Source organism: Streptomyces sp. NPDC001100, from assembly GCF_053598575.1.
In genome coordinates, this window is sequence record NZ_JBSFKO010000026.1 from 1 (window position 1) to 21,061 (window position 21,061).

General features: G+C 72.3%; 19 protein-coding genes. 10 read left to right on the forward strand and 9 right to left on the reverse strand.

Features of this window, described 5'->3' with window-relative positions; genetic code table 11:
- The first annotated feature begins 210 nt into the window (after positions 1-210).
- The 8 genes from ACWDEW_RS31575 to ACWDEW_RS31610 all read left to right on the forward strand — a co-directional run bounded on the left by ACWDEW_RS31575 (position 211) and on the right by ACWDEW_RS31610 (position 10,683).
- Positions 211-1,116 (forward strand): universal stress protein, encoded by a 906-nt coding sequence (locus tag ACWDEW_RS31575; RefSeq protein WP_450517228.1) that lies wholly within the window; start codon positions 211-213, stop codon positions 1,114-1,116.
- A 35-nt stretch (positions 1,117-1,151) separates the two neighbouring features.
- Positions 1,152-2,174, forward strand: coding sequence for a zinc-dependent alcohol dehydrogenase (locus ACWDEW_RS31580; RefSeq protein WP_450517230.1), 1,023 nt, complete (start codon positions 1,152-1,154; stop codon positions 2,172-2,174).
- A 5-nt stretch (positions 2,175-2,179) separates the two neighbouring features.
- Positions 2,180-3,058, forward strand: coding sequence for a universal stress protein (locus tag ACWDEW_RS31585; RefSeq protein ID WP_450517232.1), 879 nt, complete (start codon positions 2,180-2,182; stop codon positions 3,056-3,058).
- Between the two features lie 84 nt (positions 3,059-3,142).
- Positions 3,143-5,524: a phosphoketolase family protein gene (locus ACWDEW_RS31590; RefSeq protein ID WP_450517234.1), complete on the forward strand. Its 2,382-nt coding sequence runs from the start codon at positions 3,143-3,145 to the stop codon at positions 5,522-5,524.
- A gap of 31 nt (positions 5,525-5,555) precedes the next feature.
- The gene (gene gap, locus ACWDEW_RS31595; RefSeq protein WP_450517236.1) at positions 5,556-6,569 is read left to right on the forward strand and encodes a type I glyceraldehyde-3-phosphate dehydrogenase; all 1,014 of its coding nucleotides are present in this window, start codon (positions 5,556-5,558) and stop codon (positions 6,567-6,569) included.
- A gap of 148 nt (positions 6,570-6,717) precedes the next feature.
- Positions 6,718-9,408 (forward strand): bifunctional acetate--CoA ligase family protein/GNAT family N-acetyltransferase, encoded by a 2,691-nt coding sequence (locus tag ACWDEW_RS31600; RefSeq protein WP_450517238.1) that lies wholly within the window; start codon positions 6,718-6,720, stop codon positions 9,406-9,408.
- A 12-nt stretch (positions 9,409-9,420) separates the two neighbouring features.
- Positions 9,421-10,152 (forward strand): CBS domain-containing protein, encoded by a 732-nt coding sequence (locus tag ACWDEW_RS31605; RefSeq protein WP_450517240.1) that lies wholly within the window; start codon positions 9,421-9,423, stop codon positions 10,150-10,152.
- 21 nt (positions 10,153-10,173) lie between these two features.
- Positions 10,174-10,683: a flavodoxin domain-containing protein gene (locus ACWDEW_RS31610; protein ID WP_450517242.1), complete on the forward strand. Its 510-nt coding sequence runs from the start codon at positions 10,174-10,176 to the stop codon at positions 10,681-10,683.
- 97 nt (positions 10,684-10,780) lie between these two features.
- Here the strand turns inward: ACWDEW_RS31610 and ACWDEW_RS31615 are convergent, their stop codons facing one another.
- The gene (locus ACWDEW_RS31615) at positions 10,781-11,782 is read right to left on the reverse strand and encodes a GerMN domain-containing protein (RefSeq protein ID WP_450517244.1); all 1,002 of its coding nucleotides are present in this window, start codon (positions 11,780-11,782) and stop codon (positions 10,781-10,783) included.
- A 144-nt stretch (positions 11,783-11,926) separates the two neighbouring features.
- Between ACWDEW_RS31615 and ACWDEW_RS31620 the strand changes: the two genes are divergently transcribed.
- Positions 11,927-12,913, forward strand: a complete 987-nt coding sequence (locus ACWDEW_RS31620) for an Acg family FMN-binding oxidoreductase (RefSeq protein ID WP_450517246.1) — start codon at positions 11,927-11,929, stop codon at positions 12,911-12,913.
- Positions 12,914-12,918: 5 nt separating this feature from the next.
- Positions 12,919-13,506: an Rv1733c family protein gene (locus ACWDEW_RS31625; protein ID WP_450517248.1), complete on the forward strand. Its 588-nt coding sequence runs from the start codon at positions 12,919-12,921 to the stop codon at positions 13,504-13,506.
- A 23-nt stretch (positions 13,507-13,529) separates the two neighbouring features.
- Here the strand turns inward: ACWDEW_RS31625 and hypE are convergent, their stop codons facing one another.
- From hypE to ACWDEW_RS31665, 8 genes are read right to left on the reverse strand one after another with little or no spacing between them, the layout of a single operon-like run.
- Positions 13,530-14,564: a hydrogenase expression/formation protein HypE gene (gene hypE, locus ACWDEW_RS31630; RefSeq protein WP_450517249.1), complete on the reverse strand. Its 1,035-nt coding sequence runs from the start codon at positions 14,562-14,564 to the stop codon at positions 13,530-13,532.
- Positions 14,561-15,664, reverse strand: coding sequence for a hydrogenase formation protein HypD (hypD, locus tag ACWDEW_RS31635; RefSeq protein WP_450517251.1), 1,104 nt, complete (start codon positions 15,662-15,664; stop codon positions 14,561-14,563). Before hypD ends, hypE begins: the two co-directional genes overlap by 4 nt.
- The gene (locus ACWDEW_RS31640) at positions 15,661-16,281 is read right to left on the reverse strand and encodes a CBS domain-containing protein (RefSeq protein ID WP_450517253.1); all 621 of its coding nucleotides are present in this window, start codon (positions 16,279-16,281) and stop codon (positions 15,661-15,663) included. Before ACWDEW_RS31640 ends, hypD begins: the two co-directional genes overlap by 4 nt.
- On the reverse strand, positions 16,274-17,635 hold the full coding sequence (locus ACWDEW_RS31645) for a Ni/Fe hydrogenase subunit alpha (protein WP_450517255.1): 1,362 nt from the start codon (positions 17,633-17,635) through the stop codon (positions 16,274-16,276). Before ACWDEW_RS31645 ends, ACWDEW_RS31640 begins: the two co-directional genes overlap by 8 nt.
- The gene (locus ACWDEW_RS31650) at positions 17,632-18,384 is read right to left on the reverse strand and encodes an NADH-quinone oxidoreductase subunit B family protein (protein ID WP_450517257.1); all 753 of its coding nucleotides are present in this window, start codon (positions 18,382-18,384) and stop codon (positions 17,632-17,634) included. Before ACWDEW_RS31650 ends, ACWDEW_RS31645 begins: the two co-directional genes overlap by 4 nt.
- 1 nt (position 18,385) lies before the next feature.
- The gene (locus ACWDEW_RS31655; RefSeq protein WP_450517259.1) at positions 18,386-19,192 is read right to left on the reverse strand and encodes an FAD/NAD(P)-binding protein; all 807 of its coding nucleotides are present in this window, start codon (positions 19,190-19,192) and stop codon (positions 18,386-18,388) included.
- A complete protein-coding gene (locus ACWDEW_RS31660; RefSeq protein ID WP_450517261.1) occupies positions 19,189-19,653 on the reverse strand; it encodes a Crp/Fnr family transcriptional regulator in 465 nt (154 codons plus the stop codon). The genes ACWDEW_RS31655 and ACWDEW_RS31660 overlap by 4 nt, the downstream gene beginning before the upstream one ends.
- A complete protein-coding gene (locus tag ACWDEW_RS31665) occupies positions 19,653-20,795 on the reverse strand; it encodes a 4Fe-4S dicluster domain-containing protein (protein WP_450517263.1) in 1,143 nt (380 codons plus the stop codon). The genes ACWDEW_RS31660 and ACWDEW_RS31665 overlap by 1 nt, the downstream gene beginning before the upstream one ends.
- Positions 20,796-21,061: the final 266 nt, after the last annotated feature.

Genomic DNA, 21,061 nt, shown 5'->3' on the forward strand with positions numbered 1-21,061 from the left:
GGGTCTGGGCAAGGTCTGGGCGAAGCTCCCGGTCGTCCGCGACCACAACTGGCTGCGCTGACCGCGGCAGATACGGCGGGCCCTCGTGAGGGGGCCCGCCGTGCGGCTGCCCATTGGGCCGAACGGCCCCTGCCGGGGACCTGCGGCCCCTGCCCGGGGAACCCCTACGCCACGAAGCTGGAATCAGACATCCGTTCAGGAGGAAGAATCATGGTCCGCACTGTTGTCGCAGGTCTCGACGGTTCCCCCGAGAGCCGTGCCGCCGCCGAATGGGCGGCCCGCGAGGCCGCGCTGCGCGGCCTGCCGCTGAAGATCGTCCACGTCTGGGAGCCCGCCCCGGATCCGTTGGCCCAGGCGCCGCTGCTGGGCGCGGAGACGCAGCAGCACTGGAGCCAGCGGATTCCGCGCGAGGCGGGCGAGGGCCTGCGGCTGCGCCACCCCGGTCTGGACGTGACCGAGGACCAGGTGACCGGCACGCCCGCGGACACGCTGCTCGACGCGGCGAAGGACGCCGAACTGCTGGTCCTCGGCTCGCGCGGACTGAGCGGCGTCGGCGGATTCCTCGTCGGCTCCGTCGGCCTCTCGGTCGTCGCTCGCGCCGAGTTGCCCGTGGTCCTGGTCCGGGCCGGCGAACAGGCCGCCGACGAACACGAGACGGACCCGGCGGGCAGCCCGTCGGCCGACACCCCGTACCGGCCCGTGGTCCTCGGCCTCGACGCCGACGCCCCCGCCGACGCCGTGATCGAGTTCGCGTTCGCCGAGGCCGCCCGGCGCGGTACCGGCCTGCGGGTGGTCTACGGCTGGAACCTCCCGCCGTACTACGCCTACGGCCTCGCGCTGGACGCGGGCCTGAACGACGAACTCTCCCGCGAGGAGACCACCGCCCTCACCGAGGCCCTGCGCCCCTGGCGGCAGAAGCACCCCGACATCGAGGTCGCCCTGGAACCCCGTGTCGGCAGCGCCGCCGACCACCTGGTGGACGCCTCCCGCGAGGCATCCCTGGTCGTCATCGGACGCCGGATCCGCCGCGCCGCGCTCGGCGCGCACATCGGCCCGGTCGCCCATGGCGTCCTGCACCACGCCGTCGCCCCCGTGGCCGTCGTCGCACACGACTGACCCACCCCCGTCTTTCCCCCTGAGGAGCAGTAGCCATGAAGGCAGCAGTTGTACGGGCGTTCGGTGAACCCCTGGTCATCGAGGACCGACCCGACCCCGAGCCCGGCCCCGGCCAGGTCCGTGTCCGCGTCGAGGCCTCCGGGCTGTGCCACACCGACATCCACGCCGCCCACGGCGACTGGCCCGTCAAGCCCAACCCGCCCTTCGTCCCCGGTCACGAGGGCGTCGGCCTGGTCGAGAAGCTCGGCGACGGCGTCACCCACCTGAGCATCGGCCAGCGCGTCGCCGTCCCGTGGCTCGGCAAGGCATGCGGACGGTGCGAGCACTGCCTGTCCGGCTGGGAGACCCTCTGCGAGCAGCAGATCAACACCGGCTACGGCTGCGACGGCGGATACGCCGAGAAGATGCTCGCCTGGGCCGACTTCGCGCAGCCGGTGCCCGAGGGCGTGAGCGCGATCGACGCCGCCCCGCTGACCTGCGCCGGCGTCACCACGTACAAGGCGCTCAAGGTCGCCGGCGTGCGGCCCGCCCAGCTCGTCGCGATCTCCGGTGTCGGCGGACTCGGCCACCTGGCCGTGCAGTACGCGAAGATCGCCGGAGCCCAGGTCGCGGCCATCGACGTCACCGACGAGAAGCTCGAACTCGCCACCGCGCTCGGCGCCGACCTCGTCATCGACGCCCGCAAGGACGACGTGGGAGAGGTCCTCAAGCGGCACGGCGGCGCGCACGCGGCGATCGCCCTGGCCGTGAACGAGGACGCGTTCGCCGCCGTCAACTCCGGTCTGCGGCGCGGCGGGAAGCTCGTCATGGTCGCCCTGCCCGCGCACGGCACGATCCAGGTCCCGATCTTCGACACCGTGCTCAACGGCACCTCCGTGATCGGCTCGATCGTCGGCACCCGGCAGGACCTCGCCGAGGTCTTCCAGCTGCACGCCACCGGACAGACCAAGGTCATCTCCGAGACCCGCCCGCTGAGTTCCGTCAACGAGTCCATCGCCGACGTGCTGCGCGGCGACGTCAAGGCCCGGATCGTCTTCGACCTCGCTTCGGGACGGTGACGGAGATGACCAAGTCCCTGCCGATCGTCGTCGGCGTCGACGGTTCCGAGCCCAGCCTGCGGGCCGTCGACTGGGCGGCCGACGAGGCCGCCGTACGCGGACTGCCGCTGCGCGTGGTGTACGCGTCGCTCTGGGAGCGCTACGAGGGCACCTCGCTCGCCGACGACCTCCACAAGCCGTCCGAACAAGTACGGGCCGAGGACATCGTCGACAGTGCCGCCCGCCGGGCGCGCCGCCGTCAGCCGGACCTCGACGTCAGCGTCGACGTACTGCCCGAGGAACCCGAGTACGCGCTGGTACGGGAGAGCCGCAGCGCCACCGCGCTGGTGACCGGTACCCGCGGCCGCAGCGGCCTCGCCGAGGCGCTGCTGGGCTCGGTGAGCCTGACCGTGGCCGGGCACGCGCAGTGCCCGCTGATCGTCGTCCGCGGCAACCACGACAACCAGGCCCGGACCGGCACGCACGGCCGCGTGGTCGTGGGCGTCGGAGAGAAGCCGGCCGGCTCGGCGGCCGTGCGCTTCGCCTTCGAGGAGGCGCGGCGACGCGGAGTGCCGTTGGAGGCCGTACGAGCCTGGCGCTGGCCCGCCCACGAGACCACCGACCATCCGCTGATGTCCGGAGAACCCGCCCGGATGCACGAGCAGCAGGCGGTCGAGGTCCTGGAAACGGCGCTTCAGGACGTTCCCGCCGACGTCGAAGCACACCGCCGCACGGTCGAGGGCCCCACCCGGGCCGTCCTCGTCGACGCCTCGCGCGACGCCGACCTCCTGATCGTCGGAGCCAGGCGCCGCCCCGGGCACTACGGACTCCAACTCGGCCGTGTGGCCCACGGAGTGCTGCACCACTCCGCCTGCCCGGTCGTCATCGTGCCCGAGCACGCATGAGCACGAGCCTCTCCAACTCCGCCCGCTGACGCGGTAGTTACGCCGACCTTTCTCGACTCACGCCGATGACTTCCGGAGCCTCCGATGCCCAAGGCCGAAAACCTGGACACGCCCGTACTCTCCGACGACGAACTGCGCACCCTGGACGCCCACTGGCGCGCCGCCAACTACCTGGCCGCCGGACAGATCTACCTGATGGCGAACCCGCTGCTCACCGAACCCCTGAAGCCGGAGCACATCAAGCCGCGGCTGCTGGGCCACTGGGGCACCTCGCCCGGCCTCAACCTCGTGTACACCCACCTCAACCGGGTGATCAAGGCGCGCGGCCTGGACGCGCTGTGCGTGTGGGGCCCGGGGCACGGCGGCCCGTCCGTGCTCGCCAACTCCTGGCTGGAGGGCAGCTACAGCGAGACCTATCCGGACGTGAGCCGCGACGGGGCGGGTATGGAGCGGCTGTTCAGGCAGTTCTCCTTCCCCGGTGGAGTGCCGAGCCATGTGGCGCCGGAGACCCCCGGTTCGATCCATGAGGGCGGTGAACTCGGCTACTCCCTCGCGCACGCCTACGGCGCCGCCCTCGACAACCCGGACCTGCTGGTCGCCTGCGTGATCGGCGACGGCGAGGCGGAGACCGGCCCGCTGGCGGCGGCCTGGCACTCCAACAAGTTCCTCGACCCGGTCCACGACGGCGCGGTCCTGCCGATCCTGCACCTCAACGGCTACAAGATCGCCAACCCGACGGTCCTGTCCCGGCTCCCCGAGTCCGAACTCGACGAACTGCTGCGGGGATACGGCCACGACCCGATCCACGTCACCGGCGACGACCCGCTCCAGGTGCACAAGGCGATGGCCGCCGCGTTCGACGACGCGCTGGACCGCATCGCCGTGATGCAGCGCACCGCCCGCGAGGACGGCGTCACCGAACGCGTGCACTGGCCGGTGATCGTGCTGCGCACCCCGAAGGGCTGGACCGGACCCGCCGAGGTCGACGGCGTCCCCGTCGAGGGAACCTGGCGTGCGCACCAGGTCCCGCTGTCCGAGGTACGCGAAAACCCGGAGCACCTGCGGCAGTTGGAGGCCTGGCTGCGCTCCTACCACCCGGAGAGGCTCTTCGGCCCGGACGGCCGGCCCACCGCCGACGTCCTGGCCTGCGTCCCCGGGGGCACGAAGCGGCTGGGTTCCAGCCCGTACGCCAACGGCGGCCTGCTGGTGCGCGACCTGCCGATCCCGTCCCTGGACCGTTTCGCGGTGCCGGTCGAGAAGCCGGGCACCACCCTGCACGAACCGACCCGCGTGCTCGGCGACCTCCTCGAAGTGGTCATGCACGACACCTCGGCCAGCCGCGACTTCCGAGTCGTAGGCCCGGACGAGACCGCCTCCAACCGCCTCCAGGCCGTCTTCAACGCCAGCGGCAAGGCCTGGCAGGCCGAGTACCTCCCGGTCGACGAGCACCTGGAGCGGCACGGCCGCGTGATGGAGATCCTCTCCGAACACACCTGCCAGGGCTGGCTGGAGGGCTACCTCCTCACCGGCAGGCACGGACTGTTCTCCTGCTACGAGGCCTTCGTCCACATCGTCGACTCGATGGTCAACCAGCACATCAAGTGGCTGAAGACATCGAGGGAGTTGGCATGGCGGGCGCCCATCGCCTCCCTCAACTACCTGCTCACCTCGCACGTGTGGCGCCAGGACCACAACGGCTTCTCCCACCAGGACCCCGGCTTCGTCGACCACGTCCTCAACAAGAGCCCCGAAGTCGTCCGCGTCTACCTCCCGCCGGACGCCAACACCCTTCTCTCGGTGGCCGATCACGTCCTGCGCAGCCGCGACTACGTCAACGTGGTCGTCGCCGGCAAGCAGCCCTGCTTCGACTGGCTCTCCATGGAACAGGCCCGGGCCCACTGCGCGCGCGGCGCCGGGATCTGGGAGTGGGCGGGCACCGAGAACGGCGGCGAACCCGACGTCGTCCTCGCCTGCGCCGGTGACGTCCCCACCCTGGAGGTGCTGGCTGCCGCCCAGTTGCTCCGCCGCCACCTGCCCCAGCTCGCCGTCCGGGTCGTCAACGTAGTCGACATGACCCGGCTGCTGCCGCGCGAGGAACACCCGCACGGGATGAGCGACTTCGAGTACGACGGCCTGTTCACCGCCGACAAGCCGGTCATCTTCGCCTACCACGGCTACCCGTGGCTCATCCACCGCCTCGCCTACCGCCGGGCGGGCCACGCCAACCTGCACGTGCGCGGCTACAAGGAGTCCGGCACCACCACCACACCCTTCGACATGGTCGTCCGCAACGACCTCGACCGCTACCGCCTGGTCATGGACGTCATCGACCGCGTCCCCGGCCTCGCGGTGCGCGCCGCCGCCGTACGCCAGCAGATGGCCGACGCCCGCACCCGCCACCAGGCCTGGATCCGCGAACACGGCACCGATCTGCCCGAAGTCGCCGACTGGACCTGGAACGCCTGAAATCCCCCTCCCAGCAAAGGAGTTCACCGCCATGACCGTACGCGTCGGCATCAACGGCTTCGGCCGGATAGGCCGCACCTATCTGCGCGCGGCACTCGACCGCGCCGAGGCGGGCACCCAGGACGTCGAGGTCGTCGCCATCAACGACATCACCTCGCCCGCCACCCTCGCCCACCTCCTCGAATACGACTCCACGTTCGGCCGCATCGGACGCGAGGTCACCCACGACGACACCTCGATCACCGTCGACGGCCGGCGCATCGAGGTCACCGCCGAACGCGATCCGGCCGCGCTGCACTGGTCCGACTACGGCGCCGGCATCGTGATCGAGTCCACCGGCCGCTTCCGCGACCGCGACTCCGCCGCCCTGCACCTCAAGGCGGGCGCGCACACCGTGCTGCTGTCCGCCCCGGGCAAGAACGCGGACGCCACCATCGTGATGGGCGTCAACGACACGACGTACGACCGCCGCCAGGACCGGATCGTCTCGGCCGCCTCCTGCACGACCAACTGCGTCGCCCCGATGGTCAAGGTCCTCCACGAGACCTTCGGCATCGAGCGCGGCATGATGACCACCATCCACGGCTACACCAACGACCAGTCCCTCCTCGACGCCCCGCACAAGGACCTGCGCAGGGCCCGCTCGGCGGCCCTGAGCATCATCCCGACCAGCACCGGCGCCGCCCGCGCGGTGGGCCTGGTGGTGCCCGAGATGGCCGGCGCCCTGGACGGCATCGCCGTACGCGTGCCGGTGGAGGACGGGTCGCTCACCGACCTCGCGGTGGTCCTGAACCGTGAGACGACCGTGGACGAGGTCAACGCCGCGTTCGCCGAGGCGGCCGACGGCCCGCTCAACGGCATCCTTCGCGTCTCGAAGGCACCGATCGTCTCCCGCGACGTCATCGGCGACCCCGCGTCCTGCATCTTCGACCCGGCGCTCACCCAGGCGAACGGCACCCTGGTCAAGGTCTTCGGCTGGTACGACAACGAGTGGGGCTACACCAACCGCCTCCTGGACCTGACGGCACTGGTCGCCGACGACTGAGCACGACCGCGAGAGGCCCCGTGAGGTGGGCCTGTGGGCGGATTCCTGAGGGCCGAAAGGCCCCATGGTCCGCCCCCAGGCAGCCCATGGGGCCTCTCTTGGTTCCGCGGGACGCTCGAAGTGTCGAAGAACCCTGGAGGAGACCCCGATGACGGACGACCTGCTCAGCAAACCCCCCGTCCACGCCCTGCTCGCGGACGGCACCACCGTGTGCATCCGTCCCGTCGAGGCCCGCGACCACGACCAACTCCAGGGTCTCTACGAGGAGATGTCCCCGGAGAACCTACGGCTGCGCTTCTTCGGAGTGAGCCGCCGCTCCGCCGAGATGGCGGCCGACCGCGCCTGCAGGCCGCACCCCGGATACCGCGCCCTGCTGGCCGAGGCCAAGGACCAGGTGATCGGGCTCGCCGAGTACGACACCGGCGGCACCGGGACAGCCGCCGACATCTCCATCGCGGTCGCCGACGGACTGCACCACCGGGGCATCGGCACCCTCCTCGTCGAACACCTGGTCTCCGCCGCGCGTGCCGAGGGCATCAGCACGTTCACGGCCGACGCGCTGAGCGAGAACCGCGAGATCCTGCGGCTCTTCGCCGACCTCGGCCTGCGCACCGCCCGCCGCTTCGAGGGCCCCGAGACGCGCTGCACCATCGAGCTCGACGAGGACGAGAACTACCTGTCGGCCACCGAGGCACGGGGCCGGGCCGCCGACGTCGCCAGCCTCGTGCCGCTGCTGCGCCCCGACGCGGTCGCCGTCGTGGGCGCCGGACGTACGGCCGGTTCCGTGGGCCGGGCGATCCTGCACCACCTGAAGGCCGGCGGCTTCACCCGCCGCATCTTCGCGGTGAACCCCGCAGCCACCGCCGTCCTCGGCGTGCCCAGCTACCCCTCGGTCGGCGCCCTGCCCAGGACGCCCGACCTCGTGGTCGTCGCCGTACCCGCCGCCGCCGTCCCCGCCACCGCCGAGGAGTGCGGCAAGGCGGGCGTACGCGCCCTCCTCGTCGTCACGGCGGGACTCGACCAGGCCCAGGCCACCGCGCTGAGGGCGGCGTGCCGGACGTACGGCATGCGGCTCGTCGGCCCCAACTGCCTCGGCGTCTCCAACACCGACCCGGAACTGAACCTCGACGCGACCTTCGCCGCGGGCCACCCGAGCCCCGGCACCGCGGGCATCGCCGTGCAGTCCGGCGGTGTCGGCATCGCCCTGCTCGACGGACTGTCCCGGCTCGGCATCGGTGTCTCCAGCTTCGCGTCCCTGGGCGACAAGTTCGACGTCAGCGGCAACGACATGCTCCAGTGGTGGGAGAGCGACGGCACCACCGATCTCGCCCTGCTGCACCTGGAGTCCTTCGGCAACCCGCGGGCGTTCTCCCGCACCGCCCGGCGCGTGACCCGCCGGATGCCCGTGCTGACCGTCGACGCCGGCCGCACCGACGCGGGCCGCCGCGCCGCCGCCTCGCACACCGCCGCCGCGGCCACCCGCACCATGACCCGTGGGGCGCTGTTCACCCAGGCCGGCATCACCGCGACCCACTCGGTCGGCGAACTCCTCGAAGCCGCCGCCCTGTTGCACTCCCAGCCGCTGCCCGCCGGCTCCCGGGTCGCGATCGTCACCAACGCGGGCGGGGCCGGGGTCCTCGCCGCCGACGCCTGCGCCGAGGCCGGGCTCACCCTGCCGAGGCCCACCCCCGAACTCGTCGACGACCTGCTCGCCGTACTGCCCGAGGGCGCCGCGACCGGCAACCCGATCGACGCCACCGCGGCCGTGAGCGAGGACCAGCTGCGGGACTGCGTGGACCGGATCATGCGGCACGCCGGCATCGACGCCGTGCTCGTGGCCCTGGTGCCCACGGCGGTCGCCGAGGCGACCGGCGACGACCTCGTCCGGGCCCTCACCCGGTCGACCGACCACAGGCCCAAGCCGGTTGCCGTCGTGCGGCTCGAACAGGCCCTGCCCGTCGAGCTGTTGCCCACCGCCGACCTGCGCACCGTCCCCGCCTACGCCGAACCCCAGGCGGCGGCACGGGCGTTGGCCCACGCGGCCCACAGGGCGGCCTGGCTCGCCCGGCCCGCCGGGACGATCCCCGACCTCGACGGAGTCGAGACCGAGCGCGCCCGCACCTTCGTCGAGACCTATCTCGACGCCAACCCGGACGGCGGCTGGCTCGACCCGCGCCAGTGCGCCGAACTCCTCGGCTGCTACGGCGTTCCCCAGCTCGCCTGGGCCTGGGCCGACACCGAGGACGGCGCCGTCCTCGCCGCCGAACGGCTGCGCGGCGCCGACGGCCGGGTCGTCATGAAGGGCTACTGGCCCGGCCTGCTGCACAAGACCGAACAGCACGCCGTCCACCTCGACCTGCGCGGCGACGCCCAAGTGCGCGCCGCCTTCCGGGACTTGGAGACCCGGTTCGCGGGTCTGCTGACCGGTGTGGTCGTGCAGCCGCTCGCCGAACGCGGCACCGAGCTGTTCGCCGGCGTCGTCCAGGACCAGGTCTTCGGACCGCTCGTCCTGTTCGGGCTCGGCGGCACCGCCACCGAGATCCTCGCCGACCACGCGGCCCGGCTCGCCCCGCTCACCGACCACGACGTGCACGACCTGATCACGGCCCCGCGCTGCGCCCCGCTCCTGTTCGGCGCGCACGGCAGCCGGCCCGTCGACCTCGAAGGCCTCGAACAGCTGCTGCTGCGGCTGTCCCGCATGGCGAGCGACCTGCCGCAGCTGGCCGAGGCCGACTTCAACCCCGTACTCGCGGCACCGGGCGGGGTCTCCGTCCTCGATGCCCGCGTCCGCCTGCTGCCCCGCGGGGCGCAGGATCCGTATCTGCGCCGACTTCGCTGAGGAGGGAACACCATGAAGCACAACAAGGTCGGCTCCGTGATGACCACGGAGGTCGTTCGTGCCACCTACGGAACGCCGTTCAAGGAGGTGGCACGCCTGCTCGGCGAACACCGCATCAGCGGCCTGCCCGTGGTCGACGACGACGACAAGGTCGTCGGAGTCGTCTCCGAGACGGACCTGATGGCCCACCAGGCCGAGACCCCCGACCCGTACGAGCCGAAGAAGCGGTTCCGCTTCGCCGGGCTGACGCGCAGCGCCAAGCTGCGGGCCGCGAAGGCCACGGCCCGCACCGCCGGCCGGCTGATGACCGAGCCGCCCGTCACCGTGCACGCCGAGGACACCATCGTCGAGGCCGCCCGGACCATGGCGCAGCACCGTGTGGAACGGCTGCCCGTCCTGGACGAGGAGGACCGGCTCGTCGGCATCGTCACCCGCCGCGACGTGCTCCAGGTCTTCCTGCGCTCCGACGCGGACATCCACGACGAGGTCGTCGAGGAGGTGCTGGTCCGTGCCCTGTGGCAGGGCCCGCGCAGCATCGACGTCTTGGTGGTGCAGGGCGTCGTCACCCTCGCCGGCCAGATGGAACGCAAGAGCGAGAAGGAGATCGCCCTCTCCATGACCCGTCAGATCGACGGTGTCGTCGCGGTCGTCGACCAGCTCACCTACCGGCGGGACGACTCGCACATCCAGCCCGACGAGCAGACCTATCACGGCATCACCGAGACCTGGGTGCGCCACCTGTGAAGTGAGAGGAGGCGGACCGCCATGCCCACCAGTGTGCTGGTCGCCTATGGAACGACGAACGGATCGACCGCGCAGATCGCCGAGGCCGTGGCCGAGGTCCTGCGCAAGGCGGGACTCGTCACCGACCTGTTGCCGGCCGGGTCCGTCCTGAGTGTGAAGCCCTACGGCGCCGTGGTGCTCGGCAGCGGGCTGTACGCCGGCCGCTGGCACCGTGACGCCCGCCGGTTCCTGAACCGGCACGGCCGCCAACTGGCCAAGCGCCCGGTGTGGTTGTTCAGCAGCGGTCCACTGGACGCCTCGGCCTCGGAGCGGGACATCCCGCCCGTGCCCGGCGTACGGCGTGCCATGGCCCGGATCGACGCCAGGGGCCATGTCACCTTCGGCGGCTGTCTGGAGGAGGGTGCCAAGGGGTACATCGCCCGGTCGATCGTGCGGAGCGGAAAGGGCGGAGACTTCCGCGACTTCGCCGTGATCGAGGAGTGGGCGGAGCGGATCGCGGACGAGCTGCTGACCGCGCCGAAGGAGGACTGAGCCGAAGGAGGACTGACCGGTTGTACCTCTCCTCGGGCACGGAAGGGCCCCGGCGCGGAACCGATGCGCCGGGGCCCTTCCGTGCCGCGGGTCGATGTCAGCGGTTCACGGTCAGCGGCACCGTGTCGACGGTCACCTGCCTGCCGTCCTTGGGGGACAGGAAGTACGCGGTGAGCAGACCCGGGCCGGTCCGCGCCGCCTTGTAGGGGAACGTCACGTCGAACGTGCCGCGCGTGCCGGTGCCCGACGTCGCCCTGACCAGGACGTCGGCGGCGGTGCGCCCGTTGGTGTCGGTGACCTTCAGCCGGAACTGCGCCTCGAACGTGTTCGCACTGCCCCACACCCGCAGCGGGGTGCGCACGGTGTCACCGGTCATCGGCGACTCGACCAGCACGGCGGGCGCCTGGTCCTCGAAGTCCCCGCGGCCGACCGGCCCGTTGAGGACGATGCCCTCGCCGCCGAAGGCGGTCACCGCCTTGCCGTCGAGCTCGAACGCGACCTTGTGGACGGTCGGGAACCGGGTCACCGTGAACACGACCTGGGCGAGCCGCTCCCGCATCGACAGGCTGCCGCCTCCGTCGTCGTAGCGGCCGGTCAGGTCGACCGTGGCCACGTGGTTCCGGACGACGAGGGACCGCAGCCGGGTCCCGGACGGGATCGCCGTGGTGCGGCCGTGGGCGCGCTCGTAGCGGTCGGGGCCGGCCAGCAGGGCCCGTACGGCGGCGGTGGCGGTCGCCGGCCCGGTCACGGTGCGCGGGGCGGGGGAGACCTTTTCACCGTGCAGGAAGTACACCCCCGTACGGACGTGGGTCGCGGCCGTGCCGCCGGTCGTGGTGGGCGGTGCGGTGGTTTTCGGTGCCGTGGTCCTCGGGGTCGCGGTGCCGGACTGGGCGGGCGTGCCCGAGGTGCCGCCCGAGGTGCCGCCCGACGTGCCCGTGCCGGCGGTGGAGGGCGAGGCCGGGCCGGTGACGGCCGGTGTTCCCGTACCGGTGGTCGTACCGCACGCGGTGACCGCGAGCAGAGGCAGAGTCAGTGCCGTGGTGAGCACGGCGGTGCGGCGGCGGTGGCTGGTGGACGCGAGTGATGCTGCGCTGTTCATGGCATTCTCCTCCGACACTTCCAGCGAACTCCTCCCGACGGGCGGTCACCAGTGCCGCCCGACCCGTGTCCAGGGCCGGAAGGCTCATGCGCGGGGGCCGATGGGCGAGGACCCTGGTATGAGAAGCCCGACGAAGGGGGCACCATGTCTGTGTCGTACGAACAACACGGCCGTGCGGCGCTGCACTTGGCCCACGCCGCCTCCCTCGCACCCTCGCCGCACAACAGCCAGCCGTGGTTCTTCGCCGAGGAGGGCCACGACCACGGGTTCGAGATCCACGCGGACCGCGGACGGCGCCTGGTCCTGACCGATCCGGGCGGCCGCGAGACGGTCATCGCCTGTGGAGCGGCGCTGTTCAACGCGCGGATCGCGGTGCGCAAGCTCGGCTTCCGGCCCGCGGTCGACCTGCTCCCGGAGACCGGCAACCCGTCCTACCTCGCCCGGGTGGCCTTCGCCGCCCATGCCCCGGCGAGCTACGAGGAGGCGCTGATGGCGGGCGTGATGGCGCGCCGGCACACGCACCGCGGGCCGTTCGCCGCCGAGCCCGTCCCGGAGGAGCTCCTCGACGACCTGCGGGTACAGGCACGGGTCGAGGGCGCCGCCCTCCAGGTCGTCGAGGACCCGGACCAGCTGGACCGGCTCGCGGATCTGGTGCGCACGGCGGAGGACGTGCACCGCGCCGACCGGGGGCACACCGCCGAGATCGCGGGATCCGTCGGACCGACGGGGGTGCCGGTCGAGGCCTGCCTGTACCACCCCGACTGCGTACTGCTGTCCGGCCGCGACTACCTGGGCCTCGTCCGGCAGTTCGCCGAACCGCCCCAGAAATGGGTGTCGCGCACGGGCACGGTCGCCGTGCTGACCACCCCCTACGACACCCGCTCGGACTGGCTGCGCGCGGGGCAGGCGCTCCAGCGCGTGCTGCTGTACGCGGAGGCCCACGGGGTCCGGGCGGCCTTCCACACCCAGCCCCTCGAAGTGCCCGCGGTGCGCGCGGAGGTCCGGACGGGCATCGCCTTCGGCCGGTTCCCGCAGCTGGTGCTGCGCCTCGGCCACACGAACCAGACCTGGGCCACGCCACGACGCGGGCCCGCAGAGACGCTGCTGCGCAGCGACCTGCAGGTCAGGTGAGGACCGTGACCCCCGGCAGGCGCGGAAAGACGGCCCGAGTGCGCTGGTGGCGGCTTCGGCGCAACCCCCTCAGGCGCCGCAGCTATCTCGTCGAGGCCTGGCTGCTCCTCGCGGCCTCGCTCCTCGCGGTCCTGGCCGCGGTCGGCACGGGCGCCTGGACGGCCCTCGCCGTCGAGCGGCACATCGACACCCTGCGGGCCGGCCGGCACACGGTGTCGGCCGTGCTCACCGAGGACGCCGTACGCACCATGGGCACGGCCGAGGGCAGTGACAGCTACCGGGCCACCGTGCGCTGGACCGCGGCCGACGGGACGCGGCGCACAGGGCTGGCCCACGTGGACCCCGGCAGCAGGGCCGGGACCACCACTCACGTCTGGCTGGACGCCCAGGGCCGGCTCGTGCCCACCCCCGCGACCGCGACCCAGGCACGAATCGAGGGCGCGGTGCTCGGTGTCTGGGCCGCCGCGGCTGCCGCCGGGACGGTGCTCCTCATCGGCCGGGGGCTGTCCGGACGGCTGGAACGGCGGCGGCTGGACCAGTGGGACGCCGACTGGGCGCGGGTCGGTCCGCAGTGGGGGCACAAGACCGGCTGACGAGCCCGTACATCGGTCAACGGTCAGCAGATGCGCGGGAGTTGCTCGCCGAGCGGCATCTCCACGATGCGCCGGGCACCGACCAGGGTCCGCAGCGTCACCCGCCCCGGCGATCCCTCCCGCAGCACCTCGCCGATCCGCACGGCCCCCGCCCCCTCGGCCACCGACCGCATCACGGCGAGCGCGTCCTCCGCCGCGTTCGCCTCCACGAAGGCGACCAGACAGCCCTCGTTGGCGACGACCAGCGGGTCCAGGCCGAGCAGATCGCAGGCCGAGGCGACCGCCTCCGGCACGGGAACCGCACTCTCCTCGATCTCCACGGCGGCGGACGAGTCGCGGGCGATCTCGTTGAGCGCGGCGGCCAGCCCGCCCCGCGTCGGGTCGCGCAGCACGTGCACGGCATCGCCGAGCGGCGCCAGGGCCCGCACCAGCCGGTGCAGCGGCCGGGAGTCGGAGGCGATGTCGCCCTCGAAGCCGAGGCCCTCGCGGGTGCTGAGCACGGTCGTGCCGTGCAGCCCGATCGGCCCGGAGAGCAGTACGGCGTCACCCGCGCGGGCCAACGCGGCGGACGGGGCGAGGTGTTCGTGCCGTTGCCCGACGCCGGTGGTGTTGATGAACAGCCGGTCCGCCGCGCCCCGCCCCACGACCTTGGTGTCCCCGGTGATCACGGGCACGCCGACGTCCTGGGCGGCCTTGCCCAACGACTCCATGACGGCCCGGAGTTCGGCCAGCGGCAGCCCCTCCTCGACGATCAGGGAGACCGACAGTGCGAGCGGCCACGCGCCCCGCATCGCCAGGTCGTTGACCGTGCCGTGCACGGCGAGGGACCCGATGTCCCCGCCGGGGAAGAAGAGCGGGCTGACGACGAAACTGTCCGTGCTCATCACCAGCCCGGGGTGCCCCGGCAGCAGCGCCGCGTCCTCCATCGGACCCGGGCCGCCGCCGACGGCGGGCAGCACCAGCCGGTCGAGCAGCTCCTCGGTGAGCCGTCCGCCGGCGCCGTGGCCCAGCAGGACGACCTCGTCCTCGTGGACAGGGGTGGGGCATTGGACGTTCATGCCGTGCTCCTCGTGGGCGTGCGTCCGGCCGCGTGGAAGGCGGCGCAGGTGCCCTCGGACGACACCATGGGCGCGCCGAGGGGATGACGGGGTGTGCAACGGGTGCCGTACGCGGCGCAGTCCGTGGGCAGCCGGGCCCCGGTGAGGATGGACCCCGCGATGCACTCGGCGTCCTCGACCGGGCACAGCCCGCCCACGTCGAAACGCCGGGCGGCGTCGAACTCCCGGTACTTTTCGGCGAGTTCGAGCCCGCTGTCGGGCAGCTCGCCGATCCCGCGCCAGGCCCGGTCGGTCACCCGGAACACCTGGCGGACCGCGTCCTGCGCCGCCGTGTTCCCGGCCCGCCGCACGGCCCGCACGTACTGGTTCTCCACCTCGTGCCGACCGGACTCCAGCTGGCGTACGGCCATGAGGATGCCCTCAAGCAGGTCCAGCGGCTCGAACCCGGTGACCACGATGGGGACTTGGTACCGGTCGGCGATCGGCTCGTACTCGTGCCAGCCCATCACCGCGCACACGTGCCCGGCTGCCAGGAACGCCTGCACCTCGCAGTCGGGGTCGTCGAGCAGCGCGGTCATGGCCGGCGGCACGAGGACGTGACTGACCAGCATCGAGAAGTTCGTCAGCCCGAGGCGGGCCGCGTGCAGCACCGCCATCGCGTTGGCCGGCGCCGTCGTCTCGAAGCCGACGGCGAGGAACACGACCTCGCGGTCGGGGTGTTCGGCGGCCAGACGTACGGCGTCCATCGGGGCGTAGACCACCCGGACGTCCGCGCCGCGCGCCCGCAGCGACAGCAGGTCGGTGTCCGTGCCGGGCACCCGCAGCATGTCGCCGAAACTGGTGAGGATCACACCGGGACGGGCGGCGACGGCCATGGCCCGGTCCAGGGTCTCCAGCGGGGTGACGCAGACCGGGCAGCCCGGGCCGTGGATCATCCGCATGCCGGCGGGCAGCAGTTCGTCGATGCCCTGGCGGACCAGGGTGTGGGTCTGGCCGCCGCACACCTCCATGATCCGCCAGGGCCGCGTGGCCGTCCGCCGCAGCTCGTCCAGCAGCCGCCGGGCGAGCACCGGATCCCGGTACTCGTCCAGGTACCTCATCGGTGGGTGAGGTCGAGCCGGATGTCGACGACCCCCTCCACGGCCCGCACCGCCCGGGCCACCACGGGCACGAGCGACCGGTCGGGCAGGACACCGCCGAGCGTGACCACGCCCTCGGTGACACTCACCGTCAGGTCGGTGGTGACCGGGAGGCGGCCGAGCACCTGGTGCCGGATCTCCTCGGCGATCTCCTCGTCGTCGCGCAGGAACACCTTGAGCAGATCGCTGCGGCTGACGACACCCTGGAGGAGTCCGACCGCGTCCACGACCGGCAGCCGCTTGACGTGCCGCCGGGCCATGATGCGGGCCGCCTCGGCGAGTGTGGCGTCCGCGTGCACGGTCACCGCCGGGGCGCTCATCAGCTCGCCGGCGGTCACCGCGGCCGCCTTGGCGGGTATCGGTGCCTCGCCTTCGACGGCGCCCCGGTACTCCTCCTTGGCCAGCAGATCGGCCTCGGACACCACGCCGACGACCCGTCCCTCGCCGGCCAGGACGGGCACGGCGCTGACCTTCCACTGGTCGAGCAGCGCGACGATCTCCTTGAAGGGAGCCTCACTTCCGATGGCGACGGCGGTGTGGGTCATCACATCGCTGACGGTGTACGGGGATTCAGACATCACAGCCTCCCGCGGTTGTGTCCGAGGTACGGACGACGGTCAGGTCGAGGAAGTGGGTGGAGCACGAGATGCACGGGTCGTGGTTGCGGATCGCCCGCTCGCACAGCGCCGTCAACTCGGCGTCGTCCGGGTCGTGTTCGCGGATCGCGTGCTGGGCCAGGCGGCGCAGGTCGTCCTCGATCGCGCCCTGGTTCTGCGCGGTCGGCGGCACCAGCAGCGCACTGCGTACTATGCCGTCGGCGTCGAGTTCGTAGCGGTGGTAGAGCAGCCCGCGCGGTGCCTCGGTGGCGCCGTGCCCGACACCGGCGACCGGCGGCACCTCCGTGTACGGGCGCGCGGGCGGCTCGTAGCCGTCGATGATGCGCAGCGCCTCGGTGAGGGCGTACACCGTCTCCACCGCGCGGACCAGGATGGACCGGTACGGATTGCGGCACACGGCACCCTCGCGCGGATCTCCCAGCCCCGCCTCGATCGCCGCCTCCAGCGCCACCGGCGACAGCAGCCGCCCGCTGACCGCGAACCGGGCCAGGGAGCCGGTGAGATGCAGGCGCCCGTCCAGCCGCGAGTGCAGGGCGGTGGAGTGCGCGACATGGGTCTCGACGACGTGCTCGGTGAACTCCCGTACGGGGAAAGAGGAGTCGGTGCCGTCGGCGCGCAGGACGGTCGGGGTGCCGCCCTCGATGGCGTACGTGTCCGGTTCCGCCAGCGCGAGCAGGTCGGCCTCTACGCTCGCGTCCGGGAACTCGAAGCCCGCGACCCAGCGCACGGTCTCCCACGCGTCGTCGAGGGCGCGCTTCAACTCCTCGGTGAGCGACCGGAGTTCGGTGCGCGCCGGCGCCCGGTGGAAGCCACCCAGGCGGACGTTCACCGGGTGCACGGCCCGCCCGCCGAGCAACTCCATCAACGAGTTGCCGGCCTTCTTCAGGCGCAGTCCCCGCTCCACCTCGGCGCGATGCGTACGCGCCAGGTCGATCGCGCTGGGCCGGCCCAGGAAGTCCGGGGCGTGCAGGAGGTAGATGTGCAGGGCCTGGCTCTCGATCCACTCGCCGCAGTACAGCAGCCGGCGCAGGTCGCGGATCACCGGGTCGACGCTCACCCCGCAGGCGTCCTCGATCGCCGCGCAGGCGCTCATCTGGTAGGCCACCGGGCAGATCCCGCAGACGCGGGCCGTGATGTCCGGCGGCTCGGTGTACGAACGGCCGCGCAGGAAGGCCTCGAAGAAGCGCGGCGGCTCGTAGATCTCCAGCCGCGCGTCGGTGACCGTGCCGTCGTGCACATGGAGGCTGAGCGCCCCCTCGCCCTCGACCCGCGACAGCGAGCCGACGTGCAGCACACGGGATCCACGGTGCGTCACTTTCCCAACTCCTTGTCGAAAGCAGGGGCGTTGAAGGTGTGCAGGAACCGCACCACGGCGTCCTCGTCGAGGCCGTCACGGCGCAGCACCGGGATCAGCGCGGGCAGGTTCACCGTGCCGGCCGGCCCGAAGCAGCCGAAGCAGCCGCGGTGGTAGGCCGGGCACAGCGCACCGCACCCGGCGTGCGTGACCGGGCCGAGGCACGGAGTTCCGTGGGCGACGGTCACGCAGACCGTGCCGCGCCGCTTGCACTCGAAGCACACGCTGTGGTCCGGGATGTCGGGCTTGCGGCCGGCCAGGAACGCGGTGATCACCTCGATGAGCTGCCGCCGGTCGACCGGGCAGCCGCGCAGTTCGAAGTCGACGTCCACATGGGCCGAGACGGGGGTGGAGGTGGCCAGCGTGGAGATGTACTCGGGGTGCGCGTAGACCGTGCGCCGGTACTCGTCCACGTCGGCGAAGTTGCGCAGGGCCTGGATGCCGCCGGCGGTCGCGCACGCCCCGATGGTCACCAGATGGCGGGAGTCCGCCCGGATCCGGTGGATCCGCTCGGCGTCCTCCGGCGTGGTGACCGAGCCCTCGACGAGGGACAGGTCGTAGGGTCCGGGCGCCATCGTGCTGGAGGCCTCCGGGAAGTGCGCGATCTCCACCTCGCCCGCCAGCGCGAGGAGTTCGTCCTCACAGTCGAGCAGGGTGAGCTGACAGCCGTCGCAGGAGGCCAGCTTGAACACCGCGAGCTTGGGTGCCATCTCACAACTCCCTTACGGACAGCAGGGGTTCGGCGAGGTCCCAGCCGACGACCGCACCGGCCTGGCACACCAGCAGCGGACCGAGCTGGCAGTGCCCGCAATGACCGGTCGCACAGCGCATGTTGCGTTCCAGCGAGACCCGGACACGGTCCCGCGGCACAGCACGATGGGAGAGTTCGCGGGCGGTGGCACGGATCATCGGCTCCGGACCGCAGACGAACGCCGTCGTGTCGTCCGGATCGAAGTGCGCCCGTCCCAGCAGCTGGGTAACCACACCGACGTCCCCGCGCCACTCCGCGTCGGGCTGGTCGACCATCACGCCGGTGTACGCCGTGGCCCAGCTCTCGATCTCCTTCCGACCGATCAGGTCGTCCGGGGTCCGGGCCCCGATCAGCACGTTGATACGGCGGTACGCGTCCGGCTCGGCCAGCGCGCTCAGGATCAGCGGCCGCAGCGGGGCGAGCCCGATGCCACCCGCCACGACCAGCACGTCCCGGCCGCGCGCCCGCTCCAGCTCCCAGCTCGTGCCGTACGGACCACGAATGCCGACGACATCGCCGACCCGGGCCGCACAGAGCCCGTCGGAGACCGCGCCCACGGAGCGGATCGTGTGTGCGAGACCTCCCGTGGCCTGCACGGAACTCACCGAGACGGGGATCTCGCCGCGCCCGAAGCAGTGCACCATCGCGAACTGCCCCGGCACGAAGTCGGGCAGCGCCGTGTCCACCGGTTCGAGTCGCAGGGTCACCGTGTCGCCGGTCTCCTGCCGGCGGTCGACCACACGATGGGGGACCGGTACGGCGGTCATCGCGGTTCCTTCGTCTCGTACGTCCCGTACAGGTCGACCAGCCGGGCGCGGGCCGCGTTCAGCCGGTGGGCCAGCACCCGGCCGACCCAGTGCTCGACGGCCTGCCCGAAGGCCGGGTCGTCCAGACACATCAGCCGGACGGCGACGGCGTCGAACTCGTAGGCCCGCAGCTGGGTCACCGCCGCGGCGCCCAACTGCCAGACGTACGGCTCGTACAGCCAGGACCAGCCGACGAGGTCCCCGACCCCGAGCGTCTCGACCACCGGGGGCCGGCGGCCGGGCACATGCATGTCGAGCGCGGCGGTGCCGTCCCGGATGATCCAGAACCGGTCGGCGTGCCCGCCCTCCTCGAACAGGCGCGTGTCCGGCGCGAATTGGACCTCACGGCCGACGCGCAGCAGCCGGTCACGATGGTCCTGGGGCAGCGCGTGGTTCATCCGGAGGGCGATCGAGGGAGGCATCAGTCCGTCTCCGTTCCGTGTTCGGCGTCCAGCGCGGCGACTTCCTCCGTGATGTCGATACCGGCCGGGCACCAGGCGATGCAGCGCCCGCAGCCCACACAGCCGGAGGAGTCGAACTGGTCGTGCCAGGTGGAGAGTTTGTGGGTCAGCCACTGCCGGTAGCGGCTGCGGGGCGTGGAACGGACCGGCCCGCCGTGCAGATACGAGAAGTCCAGGTCGAAGCAGGAGTCCCAGTGCTGCCAGCGCTCGGTGTGGTCACCGGTCAGGTCGGTGACCTCCTCCGTGGTGGTGCAGAAGCAGGTGGGGCACACCATCGTGCAGTTGCCGCAGGTCAGACAGCGCCCGGCGACGTCGTTCCAGCGCTCGGCGTCGAGGCTCGCGCCCATCAGGTCCCGCAGGTCGACCGACGGCATGGAACGCCCCATACGGTCACGGGCCGCGTCCACAGATACGCGGGCAGCGGTTTCGGTCCCCAAGTCGGCGACGCGATGCGGGACCTGCTCGATAAGCCGGGCCCCTTCCTCGCTCCCGACACGCACCAGGAACCGATGACCGTCCTCGTCGACGACCTCGGTCAGCGCGAGGTCGTAGCCGGGATCGGCCGCGGGCCCGCCGCCCATGGACACGCAGAAGCAGGTGGCGCCCGGTTCGGTGCACTCGGCGGCGATCAGCAGCGCCCGCCGGCGCCGCTTCCCGTACCCGCTGTCCTCGTACTGCCCGCCGGTCAGCACCCGGTCCTGGATCGCGATGGCCCGCAGATCACAGGGCCGGACCCCGAGGAACGCGTACGACGGCGGCTCGGCCGCGTGCTCGGTGAAGACCACCCGCCCCTCCGGCGTCCGGTCGGCACTCCACAGCCGCTCACGCGCCGGATGCAGATACGACTTCCAGGACTGCGGCCCCGCACTGTGCGCGAAGGCGGCGCCGTCCTCACGGGGGACCAACCGGTAGCGCCCGGCGTCCAGTTCGACCCCCCAGCCGTAGGGAAGCGCGTCGGCCGAGTCCAGCTCCGACAGCACGATCGCACCGTCCCGGACGGTCGGCCCGACGACAGTGCGTCCCTGTGCCACGAGTGCCGCGACCAGCGCGTCCAGACCGTTCCGGTCGAGCACGGCGGCCGGGGTTGCTGCGGGGGCGGTCATGTCGGTCCTCCTCGTCCTGGGCGGATCGCGCTGCTCCACCTTCAGCTTCCGCCGCGATAGGTCCCCCACGGCAGGGGCCGACCGGCCCTGCCACACAAGCCGACCGGATCAACTGAACGAGACGCGCCCCAAAGGTGCGCGGGGAACGGCGCGCCCGACCACGGACGGCCCGCGGCTTCGAACCGACCGGTGGCCCCCGTCTGCCCGCTGGCGCGCAGCGCCGCCGAAGGGGCGCGGGGAACGGCGCGACCAGCCACAGACGGCCC